Annotated in this window: 14 protein-coding genes; 6 read left to right on the forward strand and 8 right to left on the reverse strand. The window is 37.0% G+C overall.

Annotation, left to right across the window (positions count from 1 at the left end; genetic code table 11):
* Positions 1-257 precede the first annotated feature (257 nt).
* The 4 genes from bioB to DD829_RS03820 form a co-directional block, all read right to left on the reverse strand.
* Positions 258-1238, reverse strand: coding sequence for a biotin synthase BioB (gene bioB / locus DD829_RS03805; RefSeq protein WP_108409303.1), 981 nt, complete (start codon positions 1236-1238; stop codon positions 258-260).
* The gene (gene bioD, locus DD829_RS03810) at positions 1235-1885 is read right to left on the reverse strand and encodes a dethiobiotin synthase (RefSeq protein ID WP_228408117.1); all 651 of its coding nucleotides are present in this window, start codon (positions 1883-1885) and stop codon (positions 1235-1237) included. Before bioD ends, bioB begins: the two co-directional genes overlap by 4 nt.
* A 97-nt stretch (positions 1886-1982) precedes the next feature.
* Complete coding sequence (locus DD829_RS03815; RefSeq protein WP_108409121.1) at positions 1983-3092, reverse strand: aminotransferase class I/II-fold pyridoxal phosphate-dependent enzyme; 1110 nt, start codon at positions 3090-3092, stop codon at positions 1983-1985.
* A complete protein-coding gene (locus tag DD829_RS03820; RefSeq protein ID WP_185140301.1) occupies positions 3082-3708 on the reverse strand; it encodes a hypothetical protein in 627 nt (208 codons plus the stop codon). Before DD829_RS03820 ends, DD829_RS03815 begins: the two co-directional genes overlap by 11 nt.
* 65 nt (positions 3709-3773) lie before the next feature.
* Here DD829_RS03820 and DD829_RS03825 point away from each other — a divergent pair, with 65 nt between their 5' ends.
* From DD829_RS03825 to pdeM, 5 genes are all read left to right on the forward strand, one after another.
* Complete coding sequence (locus tag DD829_RS03825; RefSeq protein WP_116547540.1) at positions 3774-5258, forward strand: PLP-dependent aminotransferase family protein; 1485 nt, start codon at positions 3774-3776, stop codon at positions 5256-5258.
* A 57-nt stretch (positions 5259-5315) separates the two neighbouring features.
* On the forward strand, positions 5316-6329 hold the full coding sequence (locus DD829_RS03830) for a ligase-associated DNA damage response exonuclease (protein ID WP_108410950.1): 1014 nt from the start codon (positions 5316-5318) through the stop codon (positions 6327-6329).
* A gap of 246 nt (positions 6330-6575) precedes the next feature.
* Positions 6576-8156, forward strand: a complete 1581-nt coding sequence (locus tag DD829_RS03835; RefSeq protein WP_116547541.1) for an ATP-dependent DNA ligase — start codon at positions 6576-6578, stop codon at positions 8154-8156.
* 923 nt (positions 8157-9079) lie between these two features.
* Complete coding sequence (locus DD829_RS03840) at positions 9080-11527, forward strand: ligase-associated DNA damage response DEXH box helicase (RefSeq protein ID WP_108410947.1); 2448 nt, start codon at positions 9080-9082, stop codon at positions 11525-11527.
* 166 nt (positions 11528-11693) lie between these two features.
* The gene (pdeM, locus tag DD829_RS03845) at positions 11694-12338 is read left to right on the forward strand and encodes a ligase-associated DNA damage response endonuclease PdeM (protein WP_108410951.1); all 645 of its coding nucleotides are present in this window, start codon (positions 11694-11696) and stop codon (positions 12336-12338) included.
* A gap of 18 nt (positions 12339-12356) precedes the next feature.
* On the opposite strand, the gene DD829_RS03850 is transcribed toward pdeM, so the two are convergent.
* The 3 genes from DD829_RS03850 to DD829_RS03860 are packed head-to-tail and all read right to left on the reverse strand — an operon-like array spanning position 12357 to position 14172.
* Positions 12357-12878: a GNAT family N-acetyltransferase gene (locus tag DD829_RS03850; protein ID WP_108410948.1), complete on the reverse strand. Its 522-nt coding sequence runs from the start codon at positions 12876-12878 to the stop codon at positions 12357-12359.
* A gap of 3 nt (positions 12879-12881) precedes the next feature.
* Positions 12882-13463, reverse strand: a complete 582-nt coding sequence (locus DD829_RS03855; protein ID WP_108410949.1) for a nucleosidase — start codon at positions 13461-13463, stop codon at positions 12882-12884.
* 10 nt (positions 13464-13473) lie between these two features.
* A complete protein-coding gene (locus DD829_RS03860; protein WP_116547542.1) occupies positions 13474-14172 on the reverse strand; it encodes a DsbA family oxidoreductase in 699 nt (232 codons plus the stop codon).
* A 354-nt stretch (positions 14173-14526) separates the two neighbouring features.
* Between DD829_RS03860 and DD829_RS03865 the strand changes: the two genes are divergently transcribed.
* The gene (locus DD829_RS03865; RefSeq protein WP_108411411.1) at positions 14527-15258 is read left to right on the forward strand and encodes an MBL fold metallo-hydrolase; all 732 of its coding nucleotides are present in this window, start codon (positions 14527-14529) and stop codon (positions 15256-15258) included.
* An 11-nt stretch (positions 15259-15269) separates the two neighbouring features.
* On the opposite strand, the gene DD829_RS03870 is transcribed toward DD829_RS03865, so the two are convergent.
* Positions 15270-15611, reverse strand: coding sequence for a helix-turn-helix transcriptional regulator (locus tag DD829_RS03870; protein WP_123906798.1), 342 nt, complete (start codon positions 15609-15611; stop codon positions 15270-15272).
* Between the last annotated feature and the right edge of the window lie 342 nt (positions 15612-15953).

The raw sequence follows: 15953 nt of genomic DNA on the forward strand, positions 1-15953 counted from the left end.
GATTTCATCTGCCATTAAGCAAACGCTTCATCATCCGTCTCTGACGGAAATTTCTATGATTTACCTATGATAAAAACAAAACATTTTTCTTTGCGTTTAATCATTCTTTATATTATTAGTAAATAGATGAATAATAAAATTAGCATTTAATTATATTCATAATTTTCAATGCTGAATTGTCAATCGTGAATTGTTATTATTCACACTCCAAAAATTGACTATTGACCATTCAGTATTCACTTTTCACCATTCACTTTTCAGCACATCGTTTTCTCCTTCATCATCGGCTTTAATCCCAAAGTCTGCAGCATCTGCATATCCTCAGAAACGCCCGGATTTGGTGTTACCAGAAGCGTTTCTCTTTCCCCTGTAAAGATCGAGTTGGCTCCTGCCATGAAACACCATCCCTGCTCAAATTCAGTCATTTCTATTCTTCCTGCGCTTAGACGAACCATCGATGAAGGCATTACAATTCTTGCAGTGGCGATCATTCTTACCATTTCCCAGGTATTCGTTTTTTCGTTATCCTGAAGCGGCGTTCCTTCTACTCTTGCCAATGCATTGATCGGGACAGATTCTGGATGTTTCGGCATTGTTGCCAATGTTAAAAGCATTGAAATCCGGTCTTTTGGCGTTTCTCCCAATCCGATGATTCCTCCTGAACAAACCGTAATTCCGGCTTTTCTTACATTATTAATCGTATTGATTCTGTTGTCGAAAGTTCTTGTGGAAATAATTTCGTCGTAATATTCCTCAGAAGTATCAAGATTGTGATTGTATGCATACAAACCTGCTTCCTGAAGCCGTTTTGCCTGAGCTTCCGTTAACATTCCCAACGTACAGCACACTTCCAATCCCAGTTCATTTACCCCTTTTACCATATCAATAACACGGTCGAAATCACGGTTGTCGCGCACTTCTCTCCACGCTGCAGCCATACAGAAACGCGACGAGCCGCCTTCTTTTGCTTTTTTGGCGTGTTCTATGACCGTTTCTGTCGGCAGTAAAGCCTGAACTTTAATATTCGTATGATAACGCGCTGCCTGTCCGCAATACGAACAGTCTTCCGGACAGCCTCCTGTTTTAATCGAAAGCAATGTCGACATCTGAACTTCTTCAGGATTATGCCACTCACGATGAACTGTTGCAGCTTTATAAACAAGTTCCAGAAGCGGAAGATTGTAAATTTCTTCTATTTCTTCTTTCGTCCAGTCGTTTCTTAGTTGATTCTTATTCATGATTCTATTTTTTCTAATTGTTGTGCAATATTTTCTATACTTTCTTTTGTTATATTTTCAAGGTCAGGAATTCTTATAATTTCAGTTTCTGATGGAATATTTTCACAAATAACTCTTTCCGTATCCGGTGGAAAATTTCCGTTGAGAATTAAATAGTTCAGTTTAATTTTCTTTTGGTTTAAAACTAAAACAGATAACAATGTATGATTGATACAGCCTAAATAATTCTTCACAACCAAAGCGGCAGGAATGTTCAGTTTTTCAATTAAATCAATAATAAATTCTTTATCATTCAGCGGAACCATCAATCCTCCCGCTCCTTCTATGATTAAATGATTCTGTGTTTTCGGAATTTGGAATTCATTTAAATCAATCAAGATTCCTTCTTCCCTTGCTGATTGATGCGGTGATGCAGCCAATTTAAAACGATATCTTTCCGGATGACAAACCGTATGCTTTCCCACCCAGTCTTTAATTTTCATGGTATCAGAGTAATCCAGATCTCCGGACTGAACAGGTTTCCAATACTCTGCCTCAAAATATTTGGTTAAAACCGCCGAACAAACCGTTTTCCCGACTTCTGTCCCGATTCCAGTGACGAAGAGTGTTTTCTGCTTCATATTTTTTATTTCTAATTCAATGTTCATTATTTCAATGGTTTCTTGTCATTTCGACGAAGGAGAAATCTATTCTTTATTGATAATCAATAGATTCGTAATTTCGCGATTGAATGACATTTACGTTTTAAACAAATTCTTTAATAATCCCAGTCAACTTTAAAATTTCCTCTTCTGTATTAAAACTGTGAAGACAAATCCTCAGCCTTTCCGTTCCTTCTTTTACCGTCGGACTGAAAACCGCATACGTTAAAAATCCACTTTCCGATAAAGCATTCTGTACAATTTTCAACTGACGATTATCCGGAATAATAATTGCCTGAATCGGGCTGCTTCCAGAAGACGGAGTAACTAAATTCTGCTCATGAAAAATTTTAATATTTTCCTGAAGTTGTATGGATAACCTACTGTTTGCTTTTAAAAATTCATATCCGCTAAAAATGCTCATCCACAGAAAATCGTGCGCTGAAGTCGTATAGATAAAAGGTGATGCAAAATTGATGAGATAAGATTTAATTAAATCATTCGTTAAAATCGCCGCACCATGCGTTCCCAAAGCTTTTCCATAGGTTACAACCGTTGCTGAAACTTTTTTCTGCAGATTAAACTCATTCACCAAACCGTTCCCAAAAACACCGAAAGCATGGGCTTCATCCACAATTAACTGAGCATTGTATTTTGCTGTGATTTCTGCAATCTCTTTCAAAGGAGCAATATCTCCTTCCATCGAATACAGGCTTTCAACTGCAACATAGCAAAGTCCGGTTTGTTTTTTCAGAATCCTTTCTAAATCATCAATATCATTATGTCTGAATTTCAGTTTTTTAGCATTCGACATCCTACATGCATCATGAACGGAACGATGAATTTTTTCATCCACAATTATGGCATCATGACGAGTCGGAAGCGTTGAAAACAGAGCCAGATTCGCGTTATATCCCGAAGAAAAAAGCAAAGCCGATTCGTATTGATGTTCTTTGGCTATACATTTTTCTGTTTCAGCAACAGTTAAACTATTTCCGCTGATCAGTCTGGAACCTGTACTTCCTTTCAGCAATTCCGGATTTTCGTTGATTTTTTTTAATAAAATCTGCCGAAAATTTTGATTTCCCGCCAATCCCAAATAATCGTTGGAATAAAAATCCACTCCTTCTTTTTGAGATTTTAAAACCCTTAAGGTTCCGCTTTCTTTTCTTTTGTCTAAGGCTTCCTGAAAATGACGAAAATTATTCAGCATAATTTACCTGTAAAATCTCTTTTGAAATGGCATCAATCCATTGGTTATGAAGATCTTTTTCAATCTCTAAAACAATTTCTGCATGAATTTTCCAGTCTTCCGAAAATTCGTCCAACTGATTAATCATTTCCTCCAAATGTCCTTCTTCCTCCAAAATAATTGATTTCACCATAATTTTTGAGGTATATTTTGTCAGAATTTCCTGATAAACAGGATATAATTCATCGGCACGAACTTCAATAGCATATGTTACAAACAGATACGCCGCATATTTTAATTCTTCTTTGCTGAGATTGAAATTTTGCTGAAGATATTTACAGGCTTTAATGTCGAGAGAATGAAGATATTGTCTTGTTGCTGTTGCTGCTAAAAGTTCATTGCTATTGTACGTTTTGCACATTTCAGGATCAATTTTCAGGATCTGCTTTTTAAGATAATAAGCATGGCGATGTTCTTCCGCAGCGTGTTTTAGCTGTATTAAACTCACGTTAGTCGGATGTTCGCAAGCTGAAATTTTTCTGGCTCCTGCATTTTCCATAAAGGAAAGCGTATTCAGCCATTTTGCGTGCGTTTCATTTTGCTGAACAATTTTTTCTAAAAGACTGTACAATTCCATTCTTTTTTGTTTTGGTTCAAAAGTAGTATATTGCCGGATGGTTACATGGTGCCAGTTTTAAGATTATGGATAGTCCGGTTAAAATTCCTTATCAGAGCTTCATTAAAATCAATAGAAATTCCGAAGTTTCTATTTACATGCAGATTTCCAATCAGCTTATTAATGCCATTCAACGTGGTTTTTTACCATTCGGAACCAAACTTCCGGGAACAAGAGTGTTAAGCGAAATGCTGAATGTTCACAGAAATACCATTGTTTCTGTCTACGAAGAGCTGTTTTCTCAGGGATGGGTGGAAAGTCTTCCCAACAAAGGAACCTTTATCATCGGAAAAGACCAGTATCAGTTTTTGGAATCGAAAAATTTACAAAAAATTCAGCTCGAAAATTATCCCAAATCAACAGGATTTACCTTCAAAACATCAAATATTTTAGATAATCCTTTTGAATATTCCAATTGTGAATATATTTTTAATGACGGAATTCCCGACATCCGCTTAACTCAGATCGACCAGCATTCCAGAATTTACAGTTCTATTTTGAAAAGAAAGGCGCATAAAATCGGACAGTACAATCAGGATGGAAGTGAATTTTTTAAAGAAAATCTTTCAAAATATTTAAATTTATCCAGAGGATTGCCTATTTCTAAAAATAACCTTCTCATTACAAGAAGCACAGAAATGAGCATTTATATTGCTTCGGAAATTCTTTTATCCGAAGGGGATATTGTTTTAGTTGCAGAACTGAGCTATTTCTCGGTGAACATGATTTTTCAAAAAGCAGAAGTGAAAATAAAATCAGTCACCATTGACAATGACGGAATCAACACAGAAGAAGTAAGGAAAATTTGTCAGCAATACAAGGTGAGAATGCTGTATCTTACGCCGCATCATCATTATCCTACAACTGTTACGTTGAGCGCACAGCGCAGATTAGAGCTGCTGAATCTTGCGAATGAATTTGGCTTTATTATTCTGGAAGATGATTACGATTACGATTTTCATTACGACAAAAGTCCGCTTCTTCCGCTTGCAAGCGCAGATACGAACGGAATGGTTATCTACATCGGTTCTTTCGGGAAATCTCTGGCTCCCGGTTTTCGGACAGGATTTATTGTCGCTCCCGAAAATCTGATGTCTGAAATGAGGAAACATTTGGGAATTATCGACAGACAGGGTGATATTTTAATGGAGCACGTTTTAGGAGAAATGATTACCGAAGGAGAAATTAACCGATATCTGAAAAAATCATTAAAAATTTATCAGGAAAGAAGAGATTATTTTATTCATCTGATTCAGGAAAGTTTAGAAAATTATATACAATTCGAAAAACCATCGGGCGGACTTGCGGTCTGGGCAGAATGGCAAATTCCCATCAATTTAATGCAGCTTTCTAAAAACTGTGCGCAAAACAATTTATTTATTCCTAAAACCTTACTTTATCAGAATAAAAATCTAACCGCCATGCGTTTAGGATTTGGAAACCTTAATACCACAGAAATGGAAAAATCGGTTGAAATAGTAACGGATCATGTGAAAAAGATGCTACATTAAAGATTTTTAAATATATTGGTTAGATTTTTGAATGTAAAAAATAACAAAATTGCACCATTGAAACTTATCACATTCACAAATAAAGGCATTTATTGTCCGCAGGGAAAATTTTATATTGATCCTTGGCGACCGGTTGATTTGGCAGTCATTACGCACGGACACGCCGATCACGCACGTTGGGGAATGAAGAAATACTTGTGTCATCATTTTACCAAACCTATTCTGCACAAGAGAATCAGCGAAGATCTTGAAGTTCAGAGCGTGGAATATGGCGAAGTCATCAATATTAACGGCGTAAAAGTTTCACTACATCCTGCCGGTCATATCATCGGCTCCGCGCAGATCCGACTGGAATATAAAGGCTATGTAAGCGTTGTTTCAGGAGATTATAAAGTTCAGGATGATGGATTAAGTACCCCTTTCGAACTGGTAAGATGCAATGAATTCGTTACCGAAAGTACTTTCGGATTGCCTATTTACAACTGGCTGGAAGTTCCGGATCTGAATAAAAAACTCCAGAACTGGGTACTCAGAAATCAGGAAAATCAAAAAACCTCTGTTTTCATCGGTTATTCTTTGGGAAAAGCACAACGCGTAATGAAGGCGGTTGAAGGAATGGGAAAAATCCACGTCCACTACTCGATCGGAAAACTGAATAAAGCCTTTGAAGAAGTCGGAATCGTACTCCCTGATTATGAAATTCCCGATTTCAAGGAAAGTATCAAGCACGTTGCAGGAGATATTGTAATTGTTCCGCCCGCTTTGTTGGATTCCAATGTCATCAAAAAAATTCCGGATGCCGCAACAGCAATTTGTTCCGGATGGATGCAGGTTCGCGGTGCAAGACGATGGCGGAGTGCCGATGCAGGTTTTCCGATGAGCGATCACGCCGACTGGAAAGGTTTGTTACAGGCTATAAAAGCCACTGAAGCTGAAATCGTTCACGTCACGCACGGTCAAACCGAAGTTTTTTCTAAATATTTGAATGAAATCGGGATTAAATCTGATGTGGTGGAAACGCTTTACGGCGATGATGATGAAGAAAAAGAGAAAGAAATTATTAAAGACTAATAATTATAGCGATGCAGGAAAGCTCCGTAGGAGCGTACTGTTAATAGAAAAAACAAAATGCTAAGGCGGAGCTCCGTAGGAGCGACCTGTTAATAGCCCATCATAATTAACGCCGAATTGCACGCAGCCCGGCTTGAACGGAGCTCTTTTTGTGGAGCAAAGCGGAACAAAAAAGCGGGAATGGAAGACGGATTAAGCTGCCCAAAAAATTGTTAACATACGTTTAAAAAACGCCAATTAAAATTTATGAAACATTTCGCAGAACTGATCAATGCTCTCGAAAGCACCAATAAGACCAATGCAAAAATCGATGCTATCATTGATTACCTGGAACGTGCGCCTGATGAAGATAAAGTCTGGTTCATCGCTTTGTTTACAGGCAAAAGACCCAAGCGGAATGTGAACACCAACTATATGAAAGAATGGGCTTTGGAAATTACAGAATTACCGTTCTGGCTGTTTCAGGAAAGCTATTCTTCAGTCGGAGATTTAGGCGAAACCATTTCCCTGATTCTTCCACCGCCAACTGAAAAAATTGAACGTTCTTTGTCGGATTGGATGAATGATATCATCAACTTAAAAACAAAAACCGACGCTGAAAAAAAAGAATTTGTCCTGAATTCGTGGAATGGCTTGGATTATACGGAACGACTGATTTTCAATAAATTATTGGGTGGAAGTTTCAGAATCGGGGTTTCAGATAAAACATTAATTAATGCTCTGACGAAATTTTCCGGACAGGAATCCAGCGCATTGATGCACAGTTTAATGGGAAAATGGCAACCGACAGAAGCTTCATTTCAGGAATTGATTTCGGCTGAAAATGTGAATCCGGATAATTCAAAACCCTATCCTTTTTGTCTGGCTTATCCATTGGAGAAAGATTTGGAAGAACTCGGGAAACCCGATGAATGGCTGATTGAATACAAATGGGACGGAATCCGCGGACAGATTATCAAGCGGAATGATGAAGTTTTTATCTGGTCAAGAGGAGAAGAACTGGTAACGGAACAGTTTCCCGAAATTGCAGAAACCGTTCAGCAAATGAACGGAAATTTCGTAATTGACGGGGAAATTCTCGCGGTGAAAGACGATAAAGTTTTAAATTTTAACGAATTACAAAAACGTCTCAATCGAAAGACATTGACCAAGAAAATGCTTTCCGAAATTCCGATTCAGGTTTTTGCCTATGATTTTTTAGAACTGGAAGGGAACGATTTGCGTGAAAAGCCCATCTCTGCAAGACGTGCCATGCTGGAAGAATTATTATTGAATGAAAATCCTGAAAACATCAAAATTTCGGAATCAATAGAATTTGAAAACTGGGAAGAATTAAACCAGATCAGGGAAAATTCCAGAGACATCAACAGTGAAGGTTTAATGCTGAAACAGAAAAATTCACCTTATCATTCCGGAAGAAAAAAAGGCGATTGGTGGAAATGGAAAATCAGTCCTTTAACCATTGATGCGGTTCTGATTTATGCCCAAAAAGGAAGCGGAAGACGAAGCGCTTATTATACCGACTACACTTTTGCCGTAAAAAACGAGGATAAACTGGTCACTATCGCCAAAGCGTATTCCGGATTAACGGATAAAGAAATTATGGAAGTCAGTAAATTTGTGAATAAAAATGCCATTGAAAAATTCGGTCCCGTTCGAACGGTGAAAGCTGAATTGGTTTTTGAAATTGCTTTTGAAGGAATCGGTTTCAGCAACCGTCATAAAAGTGGTGTAGCGCTGCGTTTCCCGAGAATTTTACGATGGCGGAAAGATAAAACGGTAGATGAGATTGATGATCTTGAAGAAATAAAAAAATTAATACAGTAATTATAAACGCTAAGGTCGCAAGGTTTTTATTTAAAACTTTGAAAATATTTTTCGTTCGCAAGGGCGTTTCATTCATCCACGACTTGCGATATCATTTGCTGAACGAAGTGCCTTCGCGAACGAAAATATAAAGAATTAGAAATCAAAAAAATCTTCGCGCTCATTGCGTTAAAAAGGATAAAACAGTGAATGAAATTGATGATCTGGAAGAGATTAAGAAATTGATACAGTAATTATAAACGCTAAGGTCGCAGGGTTTTTATTTAAAACTTTGAAAAATATATTTTGTTCGCAAGGGCGTTTCACTCAGCCAAGAATTGTGCTGTCATTTGCTGAACGAAGTGCCTTCGCGAACGAAAATATAAAGAATTAGAAATCAAAAAATCTTTGCGCTCATTGCGTTAAAAAGGATAAAACAGTGGATGAAATTGATGATCTGGAAGAAATCAAAAAATTAATACAGTAATTATAAACGCTAAGATCGCAAGGTTTTTATTTAAAACTTTGAAAGGCGTTTCACTCAGCTACGACTTGTACTATCATTTGCTGAACGAAGTGCCTTCGCGAACAGAAATATAAAGAATTAAAAATCAAAAAATCTTTGCGCTCATTGCGTTAAAACAAAAACATCATTTAAAATTTGAGCAACTTCGAAAATACCAACGGCTTCAAAGTCGTTCAGCAGTGGATGGCGAAAGGATAAAACGGTAGATAAAATTGATGATTTGGAAGAAATAAAAAAATTGATACAGTAATTATAAACGCTAAGGTCGCAAGATTTTTATTTGAAAGCATATTTCGTGCGCAAGGGCGTTTTGTGCTATCATTTGCTGAACGAAGTGCCTTCGCGAACGAAAATATAAAGAATTAGAATCAAAAAATCTTTGCGCTCATTGCGTTAAAACAAAAACATCATTTAAAATTTGAGCAACTTCGAAAATACCAACGGCTTCAAAGTCATTCAGCAGTGGATGGCGGACAAAGGCAATTCCCCTTTCAAATTTCAGGTCGATACGTGGCAGAAATTTGAGAACGGCTACAGCGGAATGGTAATTGCACCGACCGGTTTCGGAAAAACATTTTCTGTTTTCTTAGCATTGTTAACCCATTTTTTAAACCATCCTGAAAAATATGGAAAAGGCTTAAAAATGATCTGGATTACGCCGCTCCGATCACTGTCAAAAGACATCGCCAAAGCAATGCAGGAAGCTATTGATGAAATCGGATTGGATTGGTCTGTTGGCGTAAGAAACGGCGATACAGATCCGAAAGTACGGCAGCAACAGGTAAAAAATATGCCTGAAATTCTTGTGGTAACACCTGAAAGTTTACATCTTCTTCTCGGACAGAAAAATCACGAACGTTTTTTTAAGGAATTAAAAACCATCGTTGTCGACGAATGGCACGAATTGCTCGGTTCAAAACGTGGCGTAATGGTGGAATTGGGCATTTCCCAGCTCACAAAATATGTTCCCAAAATGAAAATCTGGGGAATTACGGCAACTATCGGAAATCTAGATGAAGCCATAGATGTTTTAATTCCGTATGACATTAAAAAAACAAAAATTACCGCTAAAGAACAGAAAAAGATTGATATTCTCCCCGTTTTTCCGGATGAAGTGGAAATTCTTCCGTGGGCGGGACATTTAGGCGCAAAATTAGCCGATAAAATTGTTCCCATCATTTTAGAATCGAAATCTACCATTGTTTTTACAAATACCCGAAGCCAGAGTGAAATGTGGTATCAGTTGTTGCTTCAGGCTTATCCCGATTTTGCAGGACAGATTGCCATTCATCACAGTTCGATTGATGCTCATTTGAGAATCTGGATCGAGGAAAATCTAAGTTCCGGAAAGTTAAAAGCCGTCGTTTCAACCTCTTCTCTGGATTTGGGAATTGATTTTAAGCCGGTCGATACCGTTATTCAGATTGGCTCTGCAAAAGGTGTTGCGAGATTTTTACAGCGGGCAGGACGAAGCGGTCACTCCCCTTTCGAAACTTCAAAAATTTACTGTGTTCCGACGCATTCCTTGGAACTGATTGAAGTTGCCGCTTTAAAGGAAGCCGTAAAGCAGAAAGTGATTGAGCCGAGAGATCCGCAGATTCTGTGTTTTGATGTTTTGGTTCAGTTTTTAATGACTTTGGCGGTCGGTGACGGATTTTATCCGCAGGAAGTTTACAAAAGAATTAAAAAAGTATATGCTTTTCAGGAAATGACGGACGAAGAATGGAAAAGCATTCTCGATTTTCTTACCATCGGCGGAAGTGTACTGAAAAGCTATGAAGAATTTCATAAAATTGTGATTCAGGAAGACGGTCTTTATAAAGTTACGTCCCGAAAAATTGCCATGCTTCACCGGATGAATATGGGCGTTATCGTAAGCGATGCGATGCTGAAAGTGAAATTCATTTCCGGCGGTTATATCGGAATGGTGGAAGAATATTTCATTTCAAAACTTAAAAAAGACGAAAAATTTATTTTGGCAGGAAGAGTTTTGGAAGTCGCGATGATTAAAGATATGACGGTTTTTGTCCGCGCTGCCAAAGGAAAAGCTTTTGCACCGAGTTATCTGGGAGGAAGACTGCCTTTAAGCTCAAATTTAGGTCAGTTTTTAAGAGAAAAGTTATCCGGAGCGCTTAATCCGAAAGCTTCAGAAAAGGAACTGAAATTTCTGCATCCTTTGCTGATGAATCAGGAAGAACGTTCTCATATCCCGAAAAATGATGAATTTCTGGTAGAACTTATTAAAAACCGTGAGGGATATCATCTGTTTATGTATCCGTTTGAAGGTCGGCTTGTTCACGAGGTGATGTCGGCTTTAATTGCCTACAGAATCTCCAAATTGGCTCCCATTTCCTTTTCAATGGCGATGAATGATTATGGTTTTGAACTGTTCAGCGATAAAGAAATTCCGCTGAATGATGAAAATCTCCATAAAATTCTGAGCAGGGAAAATCTGATGACGGATGTAATTTCCAGCATCAATTCAGCAGAAATGGCAAGAAGAAAATTCCGTGACATTGCGGTCATTTCGGGAATGGTGATCCAGAATTATGCAGGAAAACAGCGTTCTAACAAATCTCTGCAAAGTTCGGCAGGATTAATTTTCAAAGTTCTCGAAGATTACGATCCGAATCATTTCCTTGTAAGACAGGCTTATACAGAAGTTTTTAATGCGCAATTGCAGGAACAGCGATTGGTGGAAGCCTTTAAACGGATTGAAAAATCAAAAATAATCCTGAAATTTGCCAATACTTTTACCCCGCTGAGTTTCCCGATAAAAGTGGACAGTTTGCGACAGACGCTTTCCAGTGAAGGACTGGATGCGAGAATTCAGAAACTGATTCAGCAGGCTAAAAAAGGAAAATAGAGCTAATTGTCAATAAGTCAATTATGAATTTTACGGCGTTGTATCATTCAGAACATAGACAGAAAGTCTACGAACGCAGTTCAGAAGTGTAGTGAAGAATCTATTTTAAATTTGAGATTCTTCCTTCGTCAGAATGACAATTGCAATGCTAACGTTTTTATATCAGATGAAAATAGTAACAAAAAATATCCATATTCAGGACGAAGTCTTTACATTAACCAATCAGAGAGCATTATTCTGGAAAAAAGAAAAAGCCTTGATCTTATCGGATCTTCACATTGGAAAAACAGCCCATTTCCGCAAAAACGGAATTGCGCTTTCCGATCATATTTTTGAAAATGATCTGCAGCGATTATCCGTTTTAATCGAATATTTTCAGCCGGAAAAATTTATTGTTGTCGGCGATTTGCTTCACGCGGGAGACAATTCGGGAGTAGACAAATTCTGCGAATGGAAAAATGAATTTCCGAATCTTGAATTCCATCTCGTAGAAGGCAATCACGACAGAATTTCGAAAAAATTAGAATCCAAACTTTGCCTTAATTTCAGGGACGAAACCTTAAATATTGATGATTTTTTATTCGTCCACGATTTTCAGAAAAAGAATGAAAAATTTCAGATTACGGGACACATTCATCCAGGATTTGTCATTAATTCTGTGGTAAAGAAAATCAAACTCCCTTGTTTTGTGGTGACAGAAAATCAATTGTTGCTTCCCGCTTTCAGTGAATTCACAGGTTTAGACACAAAAAATCTCCCTAAAAAAGGAAGATTCTATGTATTTACTGATGCTGAAATTTATGAGATTTAGGAGAAAATTTAAATAAAATCAGTTTAAAATTTTCATCATCATCAGATCAGTCTGTTCATCATTTCCCAAACGGAAAATATGCTTGTCAAATTCTTCAAAACCATTCTTTTTGTAGAAATTGACGGCACGTTTATTTTCTTCCCAAACTCCCAGCCAAATGTATTTTTTGTGGTGTGAAACGGCAATATCCAGAGCTTTGCTGTACAAAAGCTGTCCGACTTTTTTACCGTGATGCGAACTTTTCACATAAATTCTTTCAATTTCCACAGACGATTCGTCTTGAAGTTCGGTTTGTGCATTTCCAAAATTAATTTTCAGATAACCTACTGCATTTTCTCCATCATAAGCGATATAAAATTCAGAATAAGAGTTATTTAATTCTTTTGTCAGTTTTTCTTCCGCAAAACTTTCGGTAAGATACTTCTGAATCTGCTCTTCTGAGTTATGAGGTGCAAAAGTTTCATAAAATGTCTCTTTTCCTATTTTCTGAATGCTTTCAAGATCACTGAGAGAAGCTTTTTTAATGATAATTGCCTCCATTTTTTACGAAAACAGAATTTTATTAAACGCTTCCGAAGCCAGATGAACCTGAACCGCCCAATCGTCTGCGGCATCGCTTCCTGCATCATCGGAAATATATTTCAGGCACAGGAAAGGAATTTCTTCCTTCATCGAGATCAAAGCCAATGGATAAGCTTCCATATCCACAATATTATACACCGTTTCCGAATGGTTCATCTCGAAACTGTCGCCGCTTCCGCAGATTCCTTCCGGAAGATCGTGTCTTTTCAATCCGTATTCCAGAACCGGCGGAATTCCTGAAAGCGGGGTTTCGTACAAGCTGAAACCAAGTCCTCTCACATCCATATCGCGCTGGATGAATTTTGTACAGCATACAACATCTCCCTTGTGAAAACTTTTGCTTCCTGCAGAACCCAGATTAACGATCAGTTTTGGACGGTTACGGTAGATTTCTTTCGTTAATTCCATCGCTGCATTTACTTTTCCGATGCCAGTAATCAGTTTATTTTTATCATTAAATACTTTTCCTGCTTCAGAATCCAAAGCAAAAACAAAAAGAGTATCTTCAATAGAAAACTGAAGTTCGTCGTTTATTTTTATCATTTAATTAAGCTTAAATTTCACAACCGTCTGCATCACACGAAGCTCCGTTATCCGAAAGATTTTTTAACGGAGTTACCGTTTCGTCGTAAGTCTGCTGCAATGCACTGGCAAAAAGTTCCACAGGCTGCGCTCCGGAAACCGCATATTTTCCGTTCAGTACAAAAAACGGAACGCCGGAAACGCCATTGTTTCTCGCTTCTGTAATGTCTCTGTTGATTTCTTGATGATATTCTTCGGAAGCTAAAACTTTCTGAGCTTCTTCCTGATCAATCCCCAAAGAAGCGGCAAGATTAACCAGTGTTTCTACATCTCCTACATTTTTACCATCTACAAAATGAGCGATGAAAAGAGCTTCTTCCATTTCGTTTGCCTTATTGTATTTTTTAGCTAAATGCAACAGTTTATGGGCAGAAAATGTATTGGTAATTAATGCTTTTTCAAAATTAAAATCAATTCCGGCTCCGCTTCCCATCTGTTTTACCTGCGCGATCATCTGCTGCGCCTGAGCTTCGGGGAAACCTTTCTTTTCTTTAAAATATTCTGAAGTTGTCTTTGTTTCTTTCGGGTCTAAAGTCGGATCTAACTGAAAACTTTTCCACTCCACTTCTACCTGATCTTTAAAAGGCAGATTTTCCAGTGCTTTTTCAAAATTGTTTTTTCCTATATAACAGAACGGACACATCACATCCGACCAGATTTCTACTTTCATTTTCAGTAAATTAAAATTTATATTCTTTTTATTGATTATCCTTTATTAATCATACTGTTTTTAACGCAAAGTGCTCGAAGATTTTTTTAACAGCTATTCGTTTTTAAGTTCACAGAGGTGTTTCGACAAATTCAGCATAAACTATTCACTCAGGAAAGAACACAATGATTTAAAATTACAGATAATCACTTTTATTTTTAAATTCTTTTTCTCCGGTTTATTTTGTGATTAAAAACAGCGGTACAAAAATACTTAATTTACCGCTAAAAAGTCCCCTGTATTTATCGGTTTTGGTAATGAAAGGTATTGATGGAAATATTTTTTCATTTTACAAATAATAAAGAAATTTGCACCATGAAAATTATACCATTAAAAGAAGGAAATTTTTCTACCAATAAGACAAAAGATTTTAGCCTTTTAACTGAAGAAAATAAAGACACAATAAAAGGAATCAGAATGTCTGTTATTCCTTTTTTAGTTGTTACAGAAAAAGATAGTATTCTTCTGGATGCAGGAATCGGATGGAAAAATGAAGAAGGAAAACCGGTGATTTCAGAAATTCTGGAAAAGGAAAATATTCATCCTGATCAGATTACCAAAGTTTTGCTGTCTCATCTTCACAAAGACCATATCGAAACAACGATTACCAGAACTGAAAATGGATTTAAGCCTGCTTTTCCGAATGCCGAAATCTATATCCAGAAACGGGAACTGGCTTTTGCCATGGAAAACCGGGGAAATTATTCTTTTGATTTTGATACCCTCGAAAAACTGATCGAGCTCGAAAATATTGTCTGGATGGATGAAGACAGAGGAAATATTACGGACGAAATCTTCTTTGAAGTTGTCGGCGGTCATACTCCGTTTATGCAGGTATTCTGGATTAGAGAAAGCAATGAAACGGTTTTTTACGGCGCAGACAATCTTCCGCAACAGTCTTACCTCAAATATCATCTTGCTTACAAAAGCGATTTCGACGGAAAAAGAGCGATGAATTTAAGAATAAGATGGGAAAAAGAAGCTGTTGAAAATCATTGGAAAGTTTTACTGTACCATGATCTGGAGAAAGCCGTGTTAGAATTTTGAAAAAAAATGGTTTAAAGATCATTAAACCATTTATAAATATCCAGATCGGAAGCAATGTTGAGTTTTTTCCGAAGTCTGTTTTTCCGATTCTGTATTGCCTTTGGAGTTACAAACGTGTAGGTTGCAATTTCCTTCGTGGTTAAATTAAGCTTTAAATAAATACAAAATATAAGCTCTGAATTTTTAAGGTCGGGCTGGATTGCAGATAACCTGCTGAAAAAATCCGGCTCTACCAATCTGAATTTATTCAGCAGACGAGGAGAATTTTCTTTTGCTAATGCTAAAATTTCGTCCTGTACAAAAATCTTTTGGTTTAAATCTTCTAAATTGAATTCAGTTTTTTCGTTTTTCATAATTTTTCTCATCTCTTCTAATTTCTGATGCTTTTCCGACAAGCTTCAGCATAAATCTCTTCGTTCTCTTACCTCAGTTTTGTCCGATGAAGCCAATTTTTTGAGGTGTTTTTAAGTCTTGAATAATTCTTACTGTTTCAATAACATCCTGTTGCTTACTTTTTTCTTTACTTACTGTATTTATGCTTAAAATAATATCGTAAAAACAACGATTAAGATTTTAACCAAAGACAAAGAAAGAAAAAATGATTAAAATTTTACATAATAATAAATACCACATACATACCACGTTATTTCTGCAGTCGCCTTATTTTTCAGGATCCTGTTTCTGATATTTCAATT

The organism is Chryseobacterium sp. HMWF035 (assembly GCF_003094695.1).
Taxonomy (GTDB): Bacteria; Bacteroidota; Bacteroidia; order Flavobacteriales; family Weeksellaceae; genus Chryseobacterium; species Chryseobacterium gambrini.